This is a genomic window from Amycolatopsis eburnea, assembly GCF_003937945.1.
Lineage (GTDB): Bacteria > Actinomycetota > Actinomycetes > Mycobacteriales > Pseudonocardiaceae > Amycolatopsis > Amycolatopsis eburnea.
In genome coordinates, this window is the sequence record NZ_RSEC01000036.1 from 1,166,047 (window position 1) to 1,187,123 (window position 21,077).

General features: G+C 70.0%; 19 protein-coding genes and 1 tRNA gene. 7 read left to right on the top strand and 13 right to left on the bottom strand.

Annotation, left to right across the window (positions count from 1 at the left end; translation table 11 throughout):
• The first annotated feature begins 25 nt into the window (after nucleotides 1-25).
• Nucleotides 26-343 carry an effector-associated constant component EACC1 gene (locus EIY87_RS18270; protein ID WP_086856190.1) on the top strand — a complete coding sequence of 106 codons (318 nt, stop codon included), beginning with the start codon at nucleotides 26-28 and terminating at the stop codon, nucleotides 341-343.
• Between the two features lie 64 nt (nucleotides 344-407).
• Nucleotides 408-761: a hypothetical protein gene (locus EIY87_RS18275; RefSeq protein ID WP_125309455.1), complete on the top strand. Its 354-nt coding sequence runs from the start codon at nucleotides 408-410 to the stop codon at nucleotides 759-761.
• 63 nt (nucleotides 762-824) lie between these two features.
• Here the strand turns inward: EIY87_RS18275 and pknB are convergent, their stop codons facing one another.
• The 7 genes from pknB to EIY87_RS18310 all read right to left on the bottom strand — a co-directional run bounded on the left by pknB (nucleotide 825) and on the right by EIY87_RS18310 (nucleotide 10,241).
• Nucleotides 825-2,792: a Stk1 family PASTA domain-containing Ser/Thr kinase gene (gene pknB / locus EIY87_RS18280; protein ID WP_125309457.1), complete on the bottom strand. Its 1,968-nt coding sequence runs from the start codon at nucleotides 2,790-2,792 to the stop codon at nucleotides 825-827.
• Nucleotides 2,789-4,111, bottom strand: coding sequence for a serine/threonine-protein kinase (locus tag EIY87_RS18285; RefSeq protein ID WP_125309459.1), 1,323 nt, complete (start codon nucleotides 4,109-4,111; stop codon nucleotides 2,789-2,791). Before EIY87_RS18285 ends, pknB begins: the two co-directional genes overlap by 4 nt.
• A gap of 3 nt (nucleotides 4,112-4,114) precedes the next feature.
• Complete coding sequence (locus EIY87_RS18290) at nucleotides 4,115-5,584, bottom strand: peptidoglycan D,D-transpeptidase FtsI family protein (protein WP_125309461.1); 1,470 nt, start codon at nucleotides 5,582-5,584, stop codon at nucleotides 4,115-4,117.
• Nucleotides 5,581-7,068 carry an FtsW/RodA/SpoVE family cell cycle protein gene (locus EIY87_RS18295; protein ID WP_125309463.1) on the bottom strand — a complete coding sequence of 496 codons (1,488 nt, stop codon included), beginning with the start codon at nucleotides 7,066-7,068 and terminating at the stop codon, nucleotides 5,581-5,583. The genes EIY87_RS18290 and EIY87_RS18295 overlap by 4 nt, the downstream gene beginning before the upstream one ends.
• Nucleotides 7,068-8,465: a PP2C family protein-serine/threonine phosphatase gene (locus EIY87_RS18300; RefSeq protein WP_125309465.1), complete on the bottom strand. Its 1,398-nt coding sequence runs from the start codon at nucleotides 8,463-8,465 to the stop codon at nucleotides 7,068-7,070. The genes EIY87_RS18295 and EIY87_RS18300 overlap by 1 nt, the downstream gene beginning before the upstream one ends.
• A complete protein-coding gene (locus EIY87_RS18305) occupies nucleotides 8,462-8,923 on the bottom strand; it encodes an FHA domain-containing protein FhaB/FipA (RefSeq protein WP_003079002.1) in 462 nt (153 codons plus the stop codon). The genes EIY87_RS18300 and EIY87_RS18305 overlap by 4 nt, the downstream gene beginning before the upstream one ends.
• A 100-nt stretch (nucleotides 8,924-9,023) precedes the next feature.
• Nucleotides 9,024-10,241 carry an FhaA domain-containing protein gene (locus EIY87_RS18310; RefSeq protein WP_125309467.1) on the bottom strand — a complete coding sequence of 406 codons (1,218 nt, stop codon included), beginning with the start codon at nucleotides 10,239-10,241 and terminating at the stop codon, nucleotides 9,024-9,026.
• A 130-nt stretch (nucleotides 10,242-10,371) separates the two neighbouring features.
• Between EIY87_RS18310 and EIY87_RS18315 the strand changes: the two genes are divergently transcribed.
• Nucleotides 10,372-10,454, top strand: a tRNA-Leu gene (locus EIY87_RS18315).
• Between the two features lie 154 nt (nucleotides 10,455-10,608).
• Here EIY87_RS18315 and EIY87_RS18320 read toward each other — a convergent pair.
• The 4 genes from EIY87_RS18320 to EIY87_RS18335 form a co-directional block, all read right to left on the bottom strand.
• Nucleotides 10,609-11,340 (bottom strand): S1 family peptidase, encoded by a 732-nt coding sequence (locus EIY87_RS18320; RefSeq protein ID WP_125309469.1) that lies wholly within the window; start codon nucleotides 11,338-11,340, stop codon nucleotides 10,609-10,611.
• A 107-nt stretch (nucleotides 11,341-11,447) separates the two neighbouring features.
• The gene (locus EIY87_RS18325; protein ID WP_125309949.1) at nucleotides 11,448-12,167 is read right to left on the bottom strand and encodes a S1 family peptidase; all 720 of its coding nucleotides are present in this window, start codon (nucleotides 12,165-12,167) and stop codon (nucleotides 11,448-11,450) included.
• A 49-nt stretch (nucleotides 12,168-12,216) separates the two neighbouring features.
• On the bottom strand, nucleotides 12,217-12,969 hold the full coding sequence (locus tag EIY87_RS18330) for a S1 family peptidase (RefSeq protein ID WP_125309471.1): 753 nt from the start codon (nucleotides 12,967-12,969) through the stop codon (nucleotides 12,217-12,219).
• Between the two features lie 57 nt (nucleotides 12,970-13,026).
• Nucleotides 13,027-13,401, bottom strand: a complete 375-nt coding sequence (locus tag EIY87_RS18335; RefSeq protein ID WP_125309473.1) for an FKBP-type peptidyl-prolyl cis-trans isomerase — start codon at nucleotides 13,399-13,401, stop codon at nucleotides 13,027-13,029.
• 140 nt (nucleotides 13,402-13,541) lie between these two features.
• Here EIY87_RS18335 and EIY87_RS18340 point away from each other — a divergent pair, with 140 nt between their 5' ends.
• The 4 genes from EIY87_RS18340 to EIY87_RS18355 all read left to right on the top strand — a co-directional run bounded on the left by EIY87_RS18340 (nucleotide 13,542) and on the right by EIY87_RS18355 (nucleotide 19,244).
• Nucleotides 13,542-16,760, top strand: a complete 3,219-nt coding sequence (locus EIY87_RS18340) for a penicillin acylase family protein (protein ID WP_191984145.1) — start codon at nucleotides 13,542-13,544, stop codon at nucleotides 16,758-16,760.
• Between the two features lie 67 nt (nucleotides 16,761-16,827).
• A complete protein-coding gene (locus tag EIY87_RS18345; protein WP_125309475.1) occupies nucleotides 16,828-17,868 on the top strand; it encodes a trans-sulfuration enzyme family protein in 1,041 nt (346 codons plus the stop codon).
• Nucleotides 17,869-17,928: 60 nt separating this feature from the next.
• Nucleotides 17,929-18,666, top strand: a complete 738-nt coding sequence (locus EIY87_RS18350) for a hypothetical protein (protein ID WP_225439923.1) — start codon at nucleotides 17,929-17,931, stop codon at nucleotides 18,664-18,666.
• Complete coding sequence (locus EIY87_RS18355; RefSeq protein ID WP_125309477.1) at nucleotides 18,663-19,244, top strand: class F sortase; 582 nt, start codon at nucleotides 18,663-18,665, stop codon at nucleotides 19,242-19,244. The genes EIY87_RS18350 and EIY87_RS18355 overlap by 4 nt, the downstream gene beginning before the upstream one ends.
• Here EIY87_RS18355 and EIY87_RS18360 read toward each other — a convergent pair.
• Together EIY87_RS18360 and EIY87_RS18365 are read right to left on the bottom strand one after the other, a co-directional pair.
• The gene (locus EIY87_RS18360) at nucleotides 19,230-20,270 is read right to left on the bottom strand and encodes a patatin-like phospholipase family protein (protein WP_125309479.1); all 1,041 of its coding nucleotides are present in this window, start codon (nucleotides 20,268-20,270) and stop codon (nucleotides 19,230-19,232) included. The two genes, EIY87_RS18355 and EIY87_RS18360, sit on opposite strands and share 15 nt — an antisense overlap.
• 10 nt (nucleotides 20,271-20,280) lie before the next feature.
• The gene (locus tag EIY87_RS18365) at nucleotides 20,281-21,027 is read right to left on the bottom strand and encodes a FadR/GntR family transcriptional regulator (RefSeq protein WP_125309481.1); all 747 of its coding nucleotides are present in this window, start codon (nucleotides 21,025-21,027) and stop codon (nucleotides 20,281-20,283) included.
• Nucleotides 21,028-21,077 lie beyond the last annotated feature (50 nt).

The window sequence follows — 21,077 nt, forward strand, 5'->3', positions numbered from 1 at the left end:
CCGGTTCCGGGTGAAGGGAGAACGGGTGACGGCTGGGATCGTCGCGATCACCGTGCCAGACTCCGACGGCGAGCTCCCCGAGCTCGCCGCCTGGCTGCGCGGCGAAGACGAACTCCGCGGCCGCGTCCAGCTCTTCGACGCCGTCGTGGTCGGCGTGACGAGCAACTCCGCCGGCGTCTTCTGCAGCTCCCTCTTCGCCTGGCTGCGGCGCTGCCGCGAAGCCCGCGTCTCCCTGAAGGTCAAACGCTCCGGCGCGGCCGAGGAACTCGAACTCGACTGCGGCCCGGCGAGCGACGCCGAACAGGTGCTCGGTGCCGTCCGGGGTTTCCTCGACAAAGCCTGAACGACGAAAATCAACCAGTTTCGCGATTGTAGTCCCGCTACCACTCAGAGTTACGATGATCATCATGAGACGTGGATGCCTGCACGCGATGTCGGTGGTGGCGGCCGCAGTGCTGCCGTTGGTAATGGCGACGGCGTCCTACGCCGGTGAACAGCGGGCTGCCCCGGTGAGTGCCCAAGCCAGTTGCTCGGCGGGGTACTTCTGCTTCTTCAACTCATCGTGGGTCTCGCTGGGCTACGTTTCGCCCATCGCGCCCGGGCAATGCTGGGACGGCAACGCTTACGCGTGGACCAACTCGATCAACCACACCGGGGTGCCGCAGCGCATCACCAGCGGGCTTTCCTGCGGCGGTGTTGCCATCGTGATCCCGAACGGCGGCCAGCACGTCGGTGGATCATGGCACTCGCTCGGTGGTTGATCTCTTCACCCGGGCACGAAAAAGCCCCGCACGGCGAACCGTGCGGGGCCTTTTTCGGCTTCGCTAGCGCGAACTCGGCGGCGTGAGCGTGAAGCTCGGGATCCCGTTGCCCTCGGACACGGTCACCGTGACGTTCGCGTCCTTGGCGATCTGCGAGCCCGGCTGCGGGCTCTGGCCGGTGATCGTGCCTTCTTGCGCATTGCTGTTCCGGTCGGACTTCTCGTTCAGCTTCCCGGTCCAGCCCATGCTCCGCAGCTTGTCCTCCGCCTGCTCGGTGGTCATCCCGACCAGCGTTGGCATCTGGATCTGGTCGGTGTTCTCCGGACCCGTCGACACCGTCAGCGTGATCGTCTGGCCCACGGCCAGCGAACCGCCGTTCGGGTTCTGCGTGATGACGCTGTCCTTCGGCACCGAGTCCGAAGCCTGCTCGACCTTCTTGGTCTTGAAGCCGAGCGCGCGCAACGAAGAGTCAGCCTGCGAGTACGGCTTGCCGGTGAAGTCCTGGACCTGCTTGAGCTCCTTGGACTTCGCGACCGTGATCTGCACGCTGGTGCCCTCGTCGACCTCCGACGACGCCGACGGCGTCTGGTTCTGCACCAGGCCGGCCTGGTTCGGGTCGTCGACCTCGATTTCCTGGACGTCCGGGTTCAGCGTCAGCTTCGCGTCGGTCAGCGCCTTCTCCGCCTGGTCGCGGGTCTTGCCCTTGAGGTCCGGCACGCTGGCCTTGCCCGGGGCGACGCCGACGTACATCACGATCTTCGTGCTGGTCGCGACCTGGGTGCCGACCGAGGGGTCGATCTTGACGACCTTGTTGATGTCGTCCTGCCCGCACTGGGGGCTGCCGTCGGTCGGCTGCACCCCGCACGTCACGTTCTTCGTCTCGAAGGTGCTGAAGCCCTTGCCGGTCAACGTTTCCCGGGCCTGGGGCACCGTCTGGTGCAGCACGTCCGGGATCGCGACCGTGGCGTTCTCGTTGCTCTTGAACGAGCCCGACAGCCACATGATGAGCAGCACCGCGCCCAGCACGAACAGCGCGGCGAGCGCGGCCAGGATCGTGCGGCGGCGGCGCTTGGCCTTCGGGTCCTCGTCGTCCGGCTCGCTGTACTCCTCGTAGCGCTGCGGCTGCCGCCGGTCGGCGTTCATGACCTGCGTGCGCTCGTCCTCGGACATCACCATCGGCGCGGCCGGGCGCTGGCCCGACAAGGTGCGCACCAGGTCCGAACGCATCTCCGCCGCCGACTGGTAGCGGTTCGCCGGGCCCTTCGCGAGCGCCTTCAGCACGACGGCGTCCAGCTCCGGGGCCACCGCCGGGTTCACCGACGACGGCGGGTTCGGGTCTTCCCGGACGTGCTGGTAGGCCACCGCGACCGGGGAGTCCCCGGTGAACGGCGGCTCGCCGGTGATCAGCTCGTACAGCACGCAACCCGCGGCGTAGACGTCGGAACGGGCGTCGACGGACTCACCGCGGGCCTGCTCCGGCGACAGGTACTGCGCCGTGCCGATCACCGCGGCGGTCTGGGTCATGGCGGACTGGCCGTCGTGCATCGCGCGCGCGATGCCGAAGTCCATCACCTTGACCGCGCCGTTCTTCGTGATCATCACGTTGGCCGGCTTGACGTCGCGGTGCACGATGCCGTGGCGGTGTGAGAAGTCCAGCGCCGCGCAGACGTCGGCCATGACCTCCATCGCGCGCTTCTGCGACATCGGGCCTTCGGTCTTGACGATGTCGCGCAGCGTCCGGCCTTCGACGTACTCCATGACGATGTACGGCAGCGGCCCGAACTCGGTGTTGGCCTCACCCGTGTCGTAGACCGCGACGATCGCCGGGTGGTTCAGCGCGGCGGCGTTCTGCGCCTCGCGGCGGAAGCGCTCCTGGAACTGCGGGTCCCTGGCGAGGTCGGCACGGAGGATCTTGATCGCGACTTCCCGGCCGAGGCGCACGTCGTGGCCGTGATGGACCTCGGACATGCCTCCGTAGCCGAGCGTTTCGCCCAGCTCGTACCGGTTGGAGAGCAGTCTGGGTGTGCTCATCTCTGGGTGCCGTTCCATTCCGTCCAAGGTGTGGTCATGATGCCTTGCTGGCCATCGTCGGTCGTGCCGGGAGACTCCGCCGGTAGGACACTCGTCGCGGGCGGTTCTTCCGTGGGCGGCTGTCTGCCCGGGACCACCTGGCTCGACGTCTGTCCGGTGTGCGGTGGCGAGCCGGAACTGCCGATCATCTTGGCGATCAGCACGATCCCCGCCACCAGGACAACGAGCAGGATGGCCGCGAGGAGCGCCCACCAGCCCCACTGGGACTTCTTCTTCGGGACCGGCATCATGACCGGCCGCACCGCGGGGCGGGACGGCGGGCCGATGACGACCATGGGGTTCACCGCCGGGGACGGCGGCCCGACCGGCACGTGCTGCTGCTGCGGCGGGACCGGCTGCGGCGGAACCTGCTGCTGCGGCGGCTGTTGCTGCGGTTGCTGGCCGGTCGCGTAGGTGGCGTTGACCAGGCCGGACGGCGTGGGCAACGGCAGCCCGGCCCGGACCGCGGCGACGGCGGCCGCGAACTCGCCGCCGTTGTTGTAGCGCTGCCGCGGGTCCTTGACCAGCGTCGCTTCGATCACCGCGCGGGCCGCGGGCGGCACGTCGGGTGGCAGCGGCGGCGCGATGTCGCGGATGTGCATCATCGCGACCGTGACGGCGTTCTCGGAGAGGAACGGCCGGTGCCCGGCGAGGCACTCGTACCCGCACACCGCCAGCGAGTAGACGTCGGACGCCGGCTCCGCCGGGTGCCCGAGCGCCTGCTCCGGCGCGATGTAGTGCGCGGTGCCCATGACCATGCCGGACCGGGTGACCGGGGCGGCGTCGGCGGCCTTCGCCACCCCGAAGTCGGTGATCTTGACCTGGCCCGTCGACGTCACCAGGATGTTGCCCGGCTTGACGTCGCGGTGGACCAGGCCCTGCTCGTGCGCGGCCTGCAGCGCGTTGCCCGCCTGCTCGAGCATGTCGAGCGTGAACTCCGCCGACAGCCGCCCGTGCTTGGCCAGCAGGCCGGCCAGCGGGTCGCCGTCGACGAGCTCCATCACGAGGTACGCGATCGACAGGTCGCCGTCGAACACGGTCTCGCCGTAGTCGTGCACCGCGGCGATGCCGGGGTGGTTGAGCGACGCCGTCATCCGCGCTTCGGTCCGGAAGCGGTGGAGGAACTCGGCGTCACCGGAGAGCTCGGCCTTGAGGATCTTGACGGCCACGGTCCGGTCCAGCCGGGTGTCGCTGGCCTGCCAGACCTCGCCCATCCCGCCGACGGCGATCCGGCTCGTCAGCTTGTACCTCTCGGCCAGCAGCTGGCCCGAGGACAGCATCCGCTATCCACCCCCGAGCTTGGCGTTGATCGCGGCGCGGCCGATCTCCGCCGCGACGGTGCCGCCGGTGGCCGCGAGCCCGCGGTTGCCGCCGTCCTCGACGATGACGGCGACCGCGATCTGCGGGTCGTTCGCCGGGGCGAAGGCGGTGTACCAGGCGTGCGGTGCGGTGTTCTTGGAGTCCGTGCCGTGCTCGGCGGTACCGGTCTTCGACGCGATCTGGATGTCCGCGCGCTTGCCGCCGCCCTTGGTGAAGCCCTCGGAAGCGATCATCATGTCCTTGAGGATCGCGGCGTTCGACGACGAAAGTGCCGCCGTGCCGGTGAGCTCGGTGGGGCTGTAGTCCTCGATGGTCGACAGGTCCGGGGCCAGCACCGACTGCACCAGCTGCGGCTTCATCGCCATCCCGCCGTTGGCCACGGTGGCCGCGAGCAGGCAGTCCTGCAGGGGCGTCAGCCGGACGTCGCGCTGGCCGATGCCGCTCTGGTAGAGCGCGCCCTGCGAGTCGAGCGGGCCGACGGTCGACGGCGCGACCTTCATCGGCACGGTCAGGTCGGTCTGCCCGATGCCGAAGTTCGCCGCCGTCTTCTTCATCTTGTCCGCGCCGAGCTGGCCGGCGAACTGCGCGAACGGCACGTTGCAGGAGTGCGCGAGCGCGTCCTTGAACGTGGTGCCCGGGCAGGCGGCGCCGGCGTAGTTCTCCAGCGTGACGCTGGTGCCGGGGAGCTTCGTGTTCGGCGCGGGGTCGACCGGGGTGTCCGGGCCCTTGCCGTCTTCGAGCACGGCCGCCGCGGTGACGAGCTTGAACGTCGAGCCCGGCGGGTAGGTCTCCGAGATCGCCCGGTTCAGCATGGGCTTCTTCGGGTCCTTGTTGTTCGCGTTCCAGGCGTCGGTCTGCGCCTTCGACGTGTGCGAAGCCAGCTTGTTCGGGTCGTACGACGGGGTCGAGACCATCGCCAGGATCCGGCCGGTCTTGGGCTCCAGCGCGACGACGGCGCCGGTGTAGCCCTTCTGCGTCATCAGGTCGTACGCGGCCTTCTGCACGGCCGGGTCGATGGTCAGCCGGACGTTGCCGCCGCTGGGGTCGCGGCCGGTGACCATGTCCGACAGCCGCCGCACGAACAGCCGCGGGTCGGAGCCGTTGAGGACGTCGTCCTCGGACCGCTCGAGCCCGCCGGCGCCGTAGTTGATCGAGTAGTAGCCGGTGACCGGCGCGTACATCGGGCCGTCGGCGTAGGTCCGGATGTACTTGTACTTGTCGTTGGACGGGTCGACGCTCGCCAGCACCTCGCCGTTGGCCTGCGACACGATCTTGCCGCGCTGGCGGGCGAACTCGTCGTAGAGCACGCGCGCGTTGCGCGAGTCCGTGCGGTAGTCGTCGGCCTTCACCACCTGGATGTAGGTGGCGTTGGCCAGCAGCAGGACGACCATGACGAGCATCGCCATGCCGACCTTGCGGAGCGGGGTGTTCATGCCTGCGCGCCCCCGTCCGCCGGCGGGCGCTGCACGAGCACGGTGTGCGCTTCCGCGATCGGCGCCTGGGGCTGCTGCTGCGGCTTCGGGCGGGTGGCCGGCTTGCGGGCGGCGTCGGAGATCCGGAGCAGCAGCGCGACCAGGATGTAGTTCGCGAGCAGCGACGAGCCGCCCTTGGACAGGAACGGCGCGGTGATACCGGTCTCCGGGATGAGTTTCGTGACCCCGCCGACGACGACGAAGATCTGCATGACCATGGTGAACGCGAGCCCGCCGCCGAGCAGCTTGCCGAACGTGTCGCGCACGGCGAGCGCGCTGCGCATGCCGCGCATCGCGACCAGCAAGTACAGCATCAGGACGGCGGCCAGCCCGATGAAGCCGAGCTCTTCGCCGATCGCCGCGGTGATGAAGTCGGTGGCCGCCTCGGGCACCATGTCCGGCCGTCCGGCGCCGAGCCCGGTGCCGCCGACGCCGCCGGTGCCGAGCCCGAACAGGCCCTGTGCGAGCTGGTAACCGCCGCCCGCCTGGTCGTAGGTGGCCAGCGGGTCCAGCCAGTTCGCCACGCGCTGCTGGACGTGCGTGAAGAGGTTGTAGGCGATGACGCAGCCGACGGCGAAGAAGCTGAGCCCGAGCACGACCCAGATGACCCGCTCGGTCGCGACGTAGAGCATCACCAAGATGACGCTGAAGAACAGCAGCGAGGTGCCGAGGTCCTTCTCGAACACCAGGATGCCGATGCAGACGAACGCGGCGATGAGGATCGGGCCGAGGTCGCGGGCGCGCGGCAGCTCGACGCCGACGAGTTTCTTGCCCGCCACCATGAACAGGTCCCGCTTCGACACCAGGAACGATGCGAAGAAGATCATCAGCAGGATCTTCGCGAACTCGCCCGGCTGGATCGAGAAGAACGGCAGCTTCAGCCACACCTTGGCGCCGTTGACCTCGGACAGGCTCGACGGCAGCAGCGCGGGCAGCGCCAGCGCGACGATCCCGACCAGGCCGGCGGTGTAGCCGTAGCGGGTCAGCGTGCGGTGGTCGTTGACCACGATCAGCACGACGACGAAGAACACCAGCGAGATCACCGTGAACAGGACCTGCGCGGTGACGGCGGGCGTGTAGTCCTTGCCGTTCTGCACGGCGCGTTCGGCCAGCGCCAGGTCGATCCGGTGGATCATCACCAGGCCGATGCCGTTCAGCAGCGCGACGCAGGGGAGCAGCACCGGGTCCGCGTACGGCGCCCACTTGCGGACGGCGAGGTGCGCCCCGGTCAGCACGCCGAGGTAGGCGAGGCCGAGCCAGAGGATCGACGTCGTGAGTTCCTGCTCCTGGTTCGCTTCCACCAGCACGAGGGCGATCGTGACGATGAACGTCGCGAACCCCAGCAGGACGAGTTCGGTGTTGCGGCGGGTCGGGACTTCGCGGGGCGGGTTCGTCTGGAACTGGGCGGCGAGCGGTTCGGCGGAACGCGCGACGGGCTGGCCCATCAGTTACCGCCTCCCGTCGTCGGTGCCGTCGAACTCGGCGTCGAGCAGTCCCTCCCCGCTGGCTGGTTCGCCGACGATGGAGCAGTGGAACCGGCCGGGGCCGACGGGATCGTCGTCGGCGTGACCGGGTTGGTCGGCGTCGGCGAGGTCTGACCGCCCGTCGGCGCGCAGTTGTTCAGGCGCTTGTGCAGCTGCAGGAAGTCGTCGATGTACTTCCGGGCGTCGTCGAGGCTGTCCTTCTTGACGCCGTTCTGCACGGCGAGCCGTGCGTCCTCCTGGAGCTGGGTGACGCGCAGCTTGTCCGTGCACACCTGGTTGGGCGGGCAGGAGCCCTGCTCGTAGGTGTGCAGGTCGATGCCGAGGATGCTGCCGGGGACGCCGCGGTAGATGACGACTTCCTCGTCCGCACCTTCGCCGACATAGTACTGACTCAGCACGAAGTACCGGGTGGCGATGGCGGCCGCGGCGAGCACCACGAGGACCACCAGCGCCCCGGCCAGCCAGCGGAACCGCTTCCGCCGCTTGGCCTTCGGGTCTTCGGTCGGCTGCGGCAGTTCCGGGCGCTGCTGCGGTGGCGGCTGGGTCAGGGCCCTGGCCCGCGCCGCGGGCGAATCGCCCTGGTGCAGCTCGTCGCTGCCGTCCCCGGCGGCGCCGCCCACGATGGGCGCGTCCTCGCCGAAGTCGACGTCGACCACGTCGGCGATGATCACCGTGACGTTGTCGGTGCCGCCGCCCTTGAGCGCCAGCTCGATCATCCGGTCCGCGCACTGCTGCGGGTCCGGGATCTGCACGGCCTCGGTCAGCGTCTCGTCGCTGACCATGCCGGACAGGCCGTCCGAGCAGATCAGGTACCGGTCGCCGGCGCGGGCCTCGCGCACGGTCAGGCTCGGCTCCACCTCGTGCCCGGTCAGCGCCTTGAGCAGCAGCGACCGCTGCGGGTGCACCGCCGCCTCTTCCGGCGTGATGCGGCCCTGCTCGAGGAGCTCGTTGACGAAGCTGTCGTCCCGCGTGATCTGCGCGAACTGGCCGCCGCGCAGCAGGTACGCGCGCGAGTCGCCGACGTGCACCAAGCCCAGGCGCGAGCCCGCGAACAGCACCGCGGTGAGCGTCGTGCCCATGCCGTCGAGATCGGGGTCCTGCGAGACGAGCTCGGCGATGGCGGCGTTGCCGTTGGCCACCGCCTCCCGCAGCTGGGCGAGGAGGTCGTCGCGCGGTTCGTCGTCGTCGAGCGGGGCGAGCGAGGCGATGACGACCTTGCTGGCCACCTCACCCGCCGCGTGGCCACCCATACCGTCGGCGAGCGCGAGCAGGCGAGGGCCGGCGTACACGGAGTCCTGGTTGCTCGAACGCACCAGGCCCCGGTCGCTGCGGGCTGCGTAGCGGAGGACGAGAGTCATGGGCGAAGCTCGATCACCGTCTTGCCGATCCGGATGGGGACTCCGAGCGGGACCCGGAGGGGTGCAGTGACCTTAGCCCGGTCGAGGTAGGTCCCGTTCGTCGAGCCCAGATCTTCCACGTACCAGTCCTCACCGCGCTGGGCGATCCGGGCGTGCCGGGTCGACGCGTAGTCGTCGTCGAGCACCAGCGTGGAGTCGTCGGCCCGGCCGATCAGGATCGGCCGGCCGTCCAGCGCGATGCGTGTCCCCGCCAGTGCGCCGTGGGTGACCAGCAGCTGCTGCGGGGACTTGCTGTTGCGCGGCTTCTTCTCTTTCTTGCGCCCGAACGTCGGCACCTGGACGCGCATGCCCGATGCCGCGTAGAGGTCCGAACGGACGACTCTGAGCGCGGCGAACACGAAGAGCCAGAGCAGCACGAGGAAGCCCACCCTGGTGAGTTGTACGACCAGCTCTGGCACTTGGTGTGTCCGCTCCCGACTCGTCCGTGCAGCCGCGACGCGGGTACGCCGCGGTCCCCCCGCACGTCAATTCTGCGGGAACAGTATTCCGTGCCCCGAGTCAGCCCTGTGTACGGAACACGAGGGACGAATGCCCCACCCGGATGACGTCGCCGTCGGCGAGCTGCCAGGTCTGGACCGGGGTCCCGTTCACGGTCGTGCCGTTGGTCGAACCGATGTCGGCGAGCGTCGCGCTCTGGCCGTCCCAGGTGATCTCCAGGTGCCGGCGCGAAACACCGGTGTCCGGGAGGCGGAAGTCCGCGTCCTGGCCGCGGCCCACGACGTTCCCGCCCTGCTTCAGCGAGTACGTGCGGTTCGAGCCGTCGTCGAGCTGCAGGCTCGCGGCGAGCTGGCGCCCGGCCGCGGGCGGGGCGTACCCACCCTGCTGCTGGCCGTACGGGTCACCGGCCGGCTGGCCGTACGCCTGCTGCTGGCCGTACTGGTCGTAGCCCGCCTGCTGCTGGCCGCCGTACTGGTCGTACCCGGCCTGCTGCTGGCCGCCGTACTGGTCGTAGCCACCCTGCTGGTAGCCGCCCTGGTCGTAGCCACCCTGCTGGGGCTGGGCGTAGCCGCCCTGGTCGTAACCGCCCTGCTGGTAGCCACCTTGGTCGTAGCCGCCCTGCTGGGGCTGGGCGTAGCCGCCCTGGTCGTAACCGCCCTGCTGGTAGCCGCCCTGGTCGTAGCCACCCTGCTGGTAGCCACCTTGGTCGTAACCACCCTGCTGCTGGCCGTAACCCTGGTCGTACCCGGGCTGCTGGCCACCCTGCTGTCCGTAGCCGTACTGGCCCTGCTGGCCGTACGGGTCACCCTGGTCGTATTGGCCGTAGCCGGGGGGCTGGCTCATTGCTGGGTCTCCTGCGTTGCTGGGTCGTGCCGACCGCGGTGAACCGGCGCCTGAGGGGCGGGCGTCGGGATCGACGGACGAACGGGTCTTGAACTGTCCAGTATGCAGCGCCTCGTTGCGCTCGAGTGATACGACGACGTCACCATAGGTGTCCAGGCCTTCGGCGGCGAGGTGTTCCGCCACCGCCTTGGCCAGCACCTGGGTGACCCGCTGCTCGTCACCGGCCATGCGCTCGTGGTCAGCCGTCCCCAAGGACACGATGTAGTGATTCGGGGCGAGCTGCCGACCGCCTGCCAGCTCACGAACGTTCTCCTCACTCTCCCGTTCCAGGGCGATCGCCACTTCCTGCGTGACGACGTTGCCACCGAACATGCGCGCGAAAGTGTTCCCCACCAGGTTCTCGAGTCGCCTGTCGAATCTCTCGGCGCGGCCCACCGGGGAAAACCTCCTCACGCTCGTGCTTCCGCATCGATCCTATCCGGGTGAGCGAGCCTCTACACGGCCCCCGGTGAAACCCGTTCAAACGACCTGCTAGTCTTCTCCTCGCTGCCGCAAGGAAGCACTCGGGCGAGTGGCGGAATGGCAGACGCGCACGGTTCAGGTCCGTGTGTCCGAAAGGACGTGAGGGTTCAACTCCCTCCTCGCCCACGCTGTTCAAGGGGCCGGCCGCTAGCGCGACCGGCCCCTTTTCCCGTTGGCCTGGTCTTTCCCGGGGGCCGAGCCCCCGGACCCCCACGGTGCCGTGGGCACCTTTCGTGGTCCGTGGGGTATGTCACGGGGGTTGTGTTCGCCCTGGGCGAAGTTACGCCGTGTGGGTGGTGATCCAGTCCGCGATCACGTCCGCCCGGCTCGTCGTTTCGATCCCCGCGTGCGGGCAGCCGGGTCCGGTCGCCTCCACCGCGACCAGCTTGCCGTCCGCGAAGTACGGGGCTCCCGAGTCGTACGTGCACGCGCTCGTCGTGATCTCCGGGGCCGCGCCGCGGACGCCCAGCGTCGTCGGGTCGACCTTCGCCACCGCGACCGTGCCCTGCTGCAGGCGCTGGGCCGGGACCGGGTTCGTGCCCGTCAGGCTGCCCCAGCCGGCCAGGGTGAGCTGCCGGCCGACCTTCGGGACCGTGCGGTTCACCGCCAGCGGGGGCACCGTCGTCACCGGGGTGTCCAGGCGGATCAGGGCGACGTCGTTCTCCTTGGCCTGGAGGACCTCGGTCGCCTTGCGGGCCACGCCCGATTCGGTGGCTTCGTCGACCAGTCCGAGCGTCACCGTCGTCGGGTACGGGACCTTGCCCGAGACGCGGTTGCGGTGGGCGTCGTGGAAGCAGTGCCCGGTCGTCAGCACCCAGCCGGGCGCGACCAGGGCGCCGGTGCAATAACTCGAGTACGTCGAGCCGTCCGGGCGCGGGATCTTCGTCATCGAGAGCTTCGCGACGAACCCGAACTGACCCGGTGGGACGTCGGAGCCGTGGGCGACGGCCCAGGCCGTCGGCGCGGAGGTGATGGTCAGGACGGCGGCGGCGAGCAGGGCGCGCAGGCGCATTCTTCCCCTTCGTCGAGCGGGTGGTCGACGTTCGAGGCTATTGGCGCCGCGGCGTGCTGGGAATTCCCTGGCCGGGCGTCACTCGGGGGTGACGCCCGGCCGGCCGGTCACCCGGTGTGCGAAGCGATCCAGTCCGCGACGACGTCCGCGCGCGAAGTGGTCTCGAGCTGGTTGTGCGGGCAGTCCGGCCCGGTCGACTCGACGGACACGAGCTGCCCGCCGGACCCGCCGGCGACGAAGTAGGGCGCGCCCGAGTCGTAGACGCAGGCACTGGTGGTCGTCGTCGGCGCGACGCCCTGCACACCGAGTGTCGAGGCGGCGACCTGGCCGACCTTCACCGTCCCCTGCTGCAGCTTCGTCGACGGCGCCGGGTTTGTGGCGGTGAGGCTGCCCCAGCCGGCGAGCGTCAGCAGCTGCCCGACCGACGGCGTGACGCGGTTGACGGTGAGCGGCGTGATGCCGGTGACGTCCGCGTCCAGGGTCGCGATCGCGATGTCGTTGGCGCTCGCCTGGTAGACCGTGACGACGTTGCGCGTCACGCCCGGCGTGCTCTGGTTGACCGTGCCGAGCAGCACCGACGTCGGATAGGGGACCGGCCCGGAGACGCGGTTGCGGTTGGCGTCGTGGAAGCAGTGGCCCGCGGTGATGATCCACTTCTTGGCGATCAGCGCGCCGGAACACGCGCTGTTGTACTTCGTGCCGTCGGGCCGCGGGATGTTCGTCATGGTGAGCTTCGCGGCGAACTGGTACGTCCCGGCCGGGACGTCGGAGCCGTTGGCCACGGCCGCCGCCTGTCCCGCGGTGGCGAGACCGGCGGTCGAAGGCAGGTGATCACTTTCGAGGGTAGTGACGCCACACCGCGCCGAAATACGCTGTTCAGCCCAAGTGCGAGGCGATCCAGTCCGCGACGACGTCCACGCGAGCGGTCGACTCGGCCTGGTCGTGCGGGCAGTCGGGGCCGTCGCTCTCCACCGAGACGATGCGGCCACCCTTGCCGGCCGGGACGAAGTACGGCGCGCCCGAGTCGTAGGTGCACGCGCTCGTCGTCGACGTCGGGGCGACACCCTTGACGCCGGCGTACTGCGGGTCGACGGTGGCGACCTTCATTAAGCCCTGCTGGAGCTTCGTGCCCGGCGTCGGGTCGACGGCGGTGAGGCTGCCCCAGCCCGCCAGCACGACCTTCTGGTCCACCACCGGCGCCTTGCGGCTGAGCGTCAGCGGTTCGATGCCGTAGACGGCCTTGTCGAGTTCCGCGATCGCGATGTCGTTGCTCGGCGACTGGTACACCGTCACGACGTTGCGGGTGATGCCCGGCTGGTCCACGGTCGTGGTGCCCAGCAGCACGGACGTCGGGTACGGCACCGGGCCGGAGACCGGGTTGCGGGCCGCGTCGTGGAAGCAGTGGCCGGCGGTGATGATCCACTTCTTGGCGATCAGCGACCCCGAGCAGGCGCTGTTGTACTTGGTGCCGTCGGGCTTCGGGATGTCCGTCATGGTCAGTTTCGCGGCGAACTTGAACGTCCCCGGCGGGACGTCGGCGCCGTTGGCCACGGCCGAAGCCGGCGTGGCGGTGACGACCGCCGCGGTGAGCGCGAAGAAGGCTGCGGAAAGGAGCGCGCGGGTGCGCATCGGATCCCCCCAGTGCGGGTCGGCGGTGGCGGGCTCTTCCCGCCACCGCCGGACAACCTAGTTCACGCCGACCAGGTCGACGACGAAGATCAGGGTTTCGCCGGGCTTGATCACGCCGCCCGCGCCGCGGTCGCCGTAGGCCAGGTGCGGCGGGATGACGAGCTTGCGGCGGCCACCGATCTTCATGCCCGCGACGCCCTTGTCCCAGCCGGAGATGACCTGGCCGGCGCCGAGGCCGAAGCGCAGCGGCTCGCCGCGGTCCCACGAAGCGTCGAACTGCTCGCCCGACGAGTGCGAGACGCCGACGTAGTGCACGGTGACGGTCTTGCCCGGCGTGGCTTCGGCGCCGTCACCGACCGTGATGTCGGTGATCTCGAGGTCGGCCGGCGCGGGGCCGTCCGGGCGGTCGATTTGGGGCTTTTCCAAGGTCATGGGCCTCACCGTACCCACGCGTGAGGGGCTGCGCCGATCGGCCTACGCCCAAGGAGGGAAAAACGCGAAAACTCTTCACACTTGTCCTACTGCTCGGTAGCGTGCGCTTCGTCACTCTTCTGAGCTGAGGGGAGCCCGGCATGCGACGAGGCATCCGAGCCTTGACCTTCACGGCGTTGGGGGCCCTCGTGGCCGGGCTGACCCAAGTCGCCGTCACCGCGCCGGCCGCGCAGGCGGCCGGGTCGCCCGACGACTACTGCGGCGGGCAGTGCAGCGACATCCTGCCGCCCGGCGAGAACGGCAACGCCACCCTCGCGGACATCCTCGCGCACAAGGTGTTCGGCACCCGCCCGGCGCACGCCTCCGACCAGCTCGGGAAGTACGCCTCGCTGGCCAACGGCTACAAGACGCTGACCACGAGCGCGATCAACCAGTACTTCAACGACTCGTCGTTCGGCGTCGCCGCCGACCAGGTCGCGAGCACGACCAAGCCGCGCTCGGACGTGACGATCGTGCGGGACAAGGCACTCGGCGTCCCGCACATCACCGGCACCACGCGCTCGGGCACCGAGTTCGGCGCGGGGTACGCCGCCGCGCAGGACCGGCTGTGGCTGATGGACGTCCTGCGCCACGCCGCGCGCGGGCAGGTCACCCCGTTCGCCGGCGGCGCGGAAGCCAACCGCGAGCTGGAGCAGCAGTTCTTCGCGAACGCGCCGTACACCGAAGCCGAGCTGCAGCAGCAGATCGACCGCGTCGCGAACAGCGGCCCGCGCGGCGCGCAGGGGCTCGCCGACGCGCAGGCCTACGTCGACGGGATCAACAAGTACATCAGCGACTCCTACAACGGCCGGTACTTCCCGGGCGAGTACGTGCTGACCGGGCACGTCGACTCGATCACCAACGCCGGGTCGATCGACCCGTTCAAGCTGACCGACCTGGTCGCGCTCGCCTCACTGGTCGGCGCCGAGTTCGGCGCGGGCGGCGGCGGTGAGGTGCAGAACGCCATCGCGAAGCTGGCGATGCAGGAGAAGTACGGCGTCGTGCAGGGCGAGAAGGTGTGGCAGAGCCTGCGCTCGGAGGACGACCCCGAAGCCGTCAAGACGCTGCACGACGGCCAGACCTTCCCGTACGGCAAGACGCCGGCCAACGCGGTCGGGCGGGCCATGCCGGACAAGGGGTCGGTGACCGGGCAGCAGCTGGTGTTCGACCAGACCGGTTCGGCTTCGACCGCGACACCGTCCACTGTGGACGTCGCCGCGCCCGCCGACCAGGAGCCCGCCCGCGGGATGTTCGAGGACGGCGTGCTGCCGGGGAACATGCTGAGCGAGAAGCACGGTATGTCCAACGCGCTGCTCGTTTCCGGCGCGAAGACCGCCAGCGGCCACCCGGTCGCCGTGTTCGGCCCGCAGACCGGGTACTTCGCCCCGCAGCTGCTGCTGTTGCAGGAACTGCAGGGCCCGGGCATCAGCTCGCGCGGCGCCGCCTTCGCCGGCCTGAGCATGTACACGCTGCTGGGCCGCGGCCAGGACTACTCGTGGAGCGCGACGACCTCGGCGCAGGACATCATCGACACCTACGCGCTGACGCTGTGCGACCCGAGCGGCAAGGCGCCGACGAAGGACTCGAACTACTACACCTGGCAGGGCCAGTGCATCCCGATGGACACCGTCGAGGTGAAGAACGCCTGGAAGCCGACCGTGGCCGACGGGACCGCGGCGGGTTCGTACACCCTGCGCAGCTACCGGACGAAGTACGGGCCGGTGCAGAGCCGGGCGACCGTCGGCGGCAAGCCGGTGGCGTACGCGGCGCTGCGCTCGTCCTACTTCCACGAGGTCGACTCGCTGATCGGCTTCCAGGAGCTGAACGACCCGGGCTTCGTGAAGTCCGCGGCGGACTTCCAGAAGGCCGCGGCCGACATCAACTACACGTTCAACTGGTTCTACGCCGACTCCAAGGACATCGCCTACTTCAACTCGGGCAGCAACCCCTCGCGGCAGTCCGATGTGGACCCGAACATGCCGGTGTGGGGCGACCAGGGCCACGACTGGAACGGCTGGAACCCGGCGGGCAACGTCGCGACCTACACGCCGGCGTCGCAGCACCCGCAGTCGATCAACCAGGACTACTACGTCAGCTGGAACAACGCACAGGCCAACGGTTACGCGGCCGCCGGCGCGGACAAGTCCGCCGTGCACCGCGTCGACCTGCTCGACTCGCGCGTCAAGCAGCTGATCTCCAGCGGCACCAAGGTCACCCGGGTCAACCTGACCCAGGCGATGGCGGACGCCGCGCTCGCTGACCTGCGTGCCGAGCGCGTCCTGCCGCTGCTGCTGCAGGTGCTCGACAAGACGCCGACCACCGGCGCGGCCGCGGACGCCGAGGCGAAGCTCAAGACGTGGCTCGCGAACGGCCACCTGCGCAAGGAGACTTCGCCGGGCAGCAAGGCGTACGCGGACGCCGACGCGATCCGCATCTTCGACGCCTGGTGGCCGCTGCTCGTCCAGGCCGAGTTCAAGCCGGGCATGGGCGACGACGCCTACAACGCGATGACGAGTGTGCTGGGCATCAACGAAAGCCCGTCCGGCTGGCAGAACGGCAACGGGCAGCACACCGGCCAGCCGCACAAGGGCTCGTCGTTCCAGTTCGGCTGGTGGGGTTACGTCAGCAAGGACCTCCGGCAGGTGCTCGGCCAGCCGGTGGCCGGCCCGCTCGGCCAGACGTTCTGCGGTGGCGGCAACGTCACGACGTGCCGCCAGGCGCTCGTCGACTCGCTGACCACGGCCGCCGGCCAGGCCGCGAACACCGTCTACCCCGGTGACGCGACCTGCTCCGCGGGCGACCAGTGGTGCGCCGACACGATCGTGCACAACCCGCTGGGCGGCATCACGCAGGACAAGATCAGCTGGCAGAACCGCCCGACGTTCCAGCAGGTCGTCGAGTACGCCGCGCACCGGGGCGACAACATCGCCAACCTCGCGCCGGGGAAGACGGTCAGCGCCACCAGCGCCGAGACCGGCTTCTACAACTCGCCGGCGTCGAACGCGATCGACGGCGACGCCTCGACCCGCTGGGCCAGCGACTGGAGCGACGACCAGGCGATCACCGTCGACCTGGGCTCGGTCCAGCAGGTCAGCCGGGTGCTGCTGAGCTGGGAGAAGGCGTACGGCAAGAGCTACAAGATCCAGACTTCGCCGGATGCGGTGAACTGGACGGACGCGGCCGTGGTCACCGACGGCGACGGCGGGCAGGACAACGTCTCGTTCGCCCCGACATCAGCGCGGTTCGTGAAGATGCAGGGCGTCCAGCGCGGCACGAAGTACGGCTACTCGCTGTACGAGTTCGAGGTGTACGCCCACTGAGACCAGGCCGGGCCGTTCGCGGACGCGCGGGCGGCCCGGCCTACCCACCGCGGGTTACCGTGATCGCATGGACGACTGGACGCCCCGCACCAAGGCCATCGCGGCCGGCCGCCCGCACGGCCCCGGCGAGCCGCTCAACACCCCGCTCGTCGCCACCAGCACGTACCAGGCCGGTGGCGATTTCGTGTACGCGCGCGGGGACGGCACGCCGACCTGGCTGGCGCTCGAAGAAGCCGTCGGCGCACTGGAAGGCGGGTACGCGACGGCGTTCGCGTCCGGGGTCGCCACCCTCTCCGCGGTGCTGGACCTGCTGCCGGTCGGGTCGCGGGTCGTCGTGCCGACGTTCAGCTACGCCGTGACGCGCGGGGTGCTCGCCCACGCGCAGAAGCTCGGCAAGCTCGCCGTCACCGAACTCGAGCCGACCGACACCGACGCCTGGGTCGCCGAGGCCGCCACCGCGGACCTGGTCTGGCTCGAGTCGCCGACCAACCCCACGCTCGACGTGATGGCGATCGAGACCATCGCCGCCGCCGCGCGCGGGCGGGTCGTCGTCGACAACACCTTCGCGACGCCGTTGCAGCAGCGGCCCCTCGAGCTGGGCGCGGACGTCGTCGTGCACAGCGCGACCAAGGCCATCGGCGGGCACAGCGACCTGCTGCTCGGCATCACCGTGGCCAAGGACCCGGCGGTCGCCGAGGAGCTGAAGGGTGCGCGGACCCGCGTCGGGTCGACGCCGGGCGCGCTGGAGGCGTGGCTCGCCCTGCGCGGGCTGCGGACCATGCCGGTGCGGCTGGCCGAGCAGTCGAAGACCGCCGCGCTGCTCGCCGGACGCCTGGCCGGGCACCCCGCGGTCCACCGGGTGCGTTACCCGGGCTTCGGGATGATGGTCGCGTTCGAGCTGGCCGACGCCGAGACGGCCGACGCGTTCTGCGCCGCGGTCCGGCTGATCCGGTCGGCGACCAGCCTCGGCGGCGTCGAAAGCCTGGTCGAACGGCGGGCGTGGCTCGCCGGCGAGGAGCGCGTGCCGCCGGGGCTCATCAGGTTCAGCGTCGGTTTGGAGGATCCCGAGGACCTTTGGCAGGACCTGCGCTTCGCCCTCCCGGAGTAACGCGGACGGGTGGGCCCTCGATAGTCCGGCATCGCAGGTCCTCGCCGTTGGGAGTCCACCGTGGGTAGAACGCTGAGCCGGGTCGCGGGTATCGCCGCGGCGGGCGCGCTGATCACCGCCGCCACCGCACCGGCCGCACTGGCCCAGACGGACACCACGACGCCGGAGACGACCTCGACGACGTCCGAGGCGACGACCACCACGGCGCCCAGCACCAGCGAGACCACCACGACCACGGCACCGTCGACGACGGCGACCACCGCAACCACCACGACGCCGTCGCTCACGGACTCGGTGAAGACCGACGAGCCCGACCCGACCAGCACGACGACGACGGCGAGCGAGCCGCCGAAGGACACCTACCAGGACAACGTCGGGCACGGGTTCGTCGGCCTGGGCGGCGAAGGCGTCCTGGTCATCGCCTGCGCGGCCGGCGCGCCGGGGAACGTCGCGACCCAGTACCTGAGCGTCACCGGTGGTCCGGACCAGGACGAGTCCGACGGCCGCTACTGGAACTACTCGGTCCGCGTGGTCGACGCCCCGGCCGGCACCACGACGGCGAAGTTCAGCTGGACCTGCGCCGGTGTCGAGGGCACCGGCGTGGTCGAGTTCGAGCAGGAAGAACCGCCGGTCACGACCACCAGCACCGCGCCGTCGAGCACCGCGCCGGTCACGACGGCGACGTCCGCGACCTCGGCGCCGACATCGGCCGCGCCGGGCAACAGCGCGCCGAAGGCCCAGGTCAAGGTCACGCCCAAGGGCGGGGTCGAGACGGGCTTCGGCGGCACGGCCTGGTGAGCGCCCGGCGGGCGGGTGCCGCACTCGCCCTCGTGCTGGCGCTCGCCGCGTGCGGCACCCCGGAGCAGCCGAAGGCCGCGCCGGCGCCGGTGCCCTCGTCGGTGCCGGTGACCGTGCCGTTCAAGGGGCTCCGGCCGACGTCGGTGAAGATCCACAAGATCGGCGCGGAGTCCAGCCTGCTCGCGGTGGCGGTCAAGCCCGACGGCTCGATCTCCGTCCCGTCGGTGCACACGCCGATGCAGGCGGCTTGGTACAAGCTCTCGCCGGTGCCCGGGGACGTCGGCCCGGCGATCGTGCTCGGGCACGTCGACGGCGACAAGAAGCCGGGCATCTTCTACAAGCTCAAGGACCTGGTCCCGGGCGACGAGGTGGACGTCGACCGCAGCGACGGCAGGAAGCTGAAGTTCGTCGTCGACCGCGTCACGCAGGTCCCGAAGGACACGTTCCCGCGCGAAGCCGTGTACGGCAACAGTGACAAGCCGGAGCTGCGGCTGATCACCTGCGGTGGCGCGTTCGACCACGCCGAACACAGCTACCAGGACAACATCGTCGTCTACGCGAAGCTAGCCGACGCCTGAGCCGGGGTACGGGAACTGCGGCTTCAGCGTGGTTTCCGGGCACACCCAGCGCCGCATCCCGGCGTCGCACACCGCGTAGCCCCAGTTGATCAGGTGGTCCTGCGTCCGCTCGGGCATCCTGGTGAGCCGCGTCTTCGTCACGGCCAGCGCGCGGGTCAGCTCGACGGGCGCCGGCAGCGCGTCCGGCAGGTCGAAGTGCGCGATGTCGCTGTAGGTCGCCCAGTACGTCCCGGCGAACCGCTTGTCCTGGTAGGACTTCAGCAGCGAGCCGGTGCGCAGCTCGCGGACCTGGTTGTCCATCACGGTCAGCACGCGGAACAGCTGCAGCGGCCAGCTGCGCCGCGGCTTTTCCTCGTGCTTCATCTTCTTCCCCGCGTCGCTGACCAGGACGGTCGCGCGCTGGTTCTCGATCGGGTCCAGGCCGAGGTTGTCGTACACGCCCGCGTCGCTGAGCACGATCTTGCGCTCGGGCTGGTGCGGGTCCGGGATCACGACCGGGGAGAGCAGCGGCGGGAACGCCGACGACGCGGCCACCGCCGTCGCGAGGGGAATCCGCCCGTGCGGGCCGGACTGGCGGAAGAACCACCACAGCGAGCCGTCCTGCAGGCTGGTCGCGGTGAACACGAAGTTCGGCCCGGCCGGGTGCAGGTCGGCCAGGCAGCAGTCGCCGAAGAGGTGTTTCGCGTAGCGGCGCGCCAGCTCTTTGCCCGCGCTGCGCCACGGCATCAGCATGGCCTTCAGCGTCACCGGGACGTCGAGGTTCGTGCGGGCCAGTTTCCGCAGCGGCTGCACGACTTCCTTGCCGAAGTTCTCCGCGACGCCGTCGTCGCCGAAGTACAGCTTGTGCCACGCGTGCGCCAGCACCCCGGCCGCGATCGACCCGCCGGAAACGCTCGACACCGTCGTCAGCTTCGGCAGCCAGCCGAGTTCGTTGAGCCGCCAGAGCGCGCCGGCGTGGAAGAGCATCGCCCGGTAACCACCCCCGGAGAGCGCGAGCCCGACACCGTCCCGTTTCGCCGCGTCCACCCGGCCGAGTCTAGGACCGCAGCAACGGCGCGAGCAGCGGGCGTTGCGGCGCGGGGACGTATTCGGCGTAGTTGTCGTACAACGCCTGTTTGGCCAGGTGTGCCGCGCCGGCGCCGTCGGCGGCCCGGATCGCGTCGAGCACCTCGGCGTGGTGCGCGAGCCAGGTGCGCATCAGCGACGTCCGGTTGCTGGCGTGCTCGAGCTTGTCCTCGATGAGCTCCAGCACGACCCCGCGCACGACTTCTTCGCTGACCACCAGCAAGGGGTTGCGCGAGATGCGCGCGATGACCTCGTGGAACGCGACGTCGGCGCGGCTGAACTCGGCGTACCCGTGCGAAACGCCTTCGCGCATGGACTCCAGTGCTGTGTCGAGGCCGGCCAGGTCGTCGTCGGTGCGCAGCTCCGCCGCGAGCAGGTGGGCCGAGCCGTCGAGGATCATCCGGAACTGCAGGAGTTCCGCGAGCCCGACGTGGTTGGCCCGCGCGAGCCGGTGCATCGAGCGGTGCAACGCGGCGGGGGACGCGGCCAGCACTTCGGGACCACGCGGGTCACCGGGCCGCGAGCGGATCATTTCGGCGGCCTGCAGCACGCGCAGGGCTTCCCGGATCGTCGAGCGGCCGACGCCGAACTGCGTCATCAGCTCGCGTTCGCTCGGCAGCCGTTCGCCCGGCTTGAGCTCGCCGCTGATCACGGCCTGCTCGATCTGCTCGACGACCCGCTCGTACGCGCGGACCGGAGCCACCGGTTCGAACCGCATCCCTTGACCTCGTCGTCCCCGCAATGTCAGGCTACTGGTCTGACCAGTGT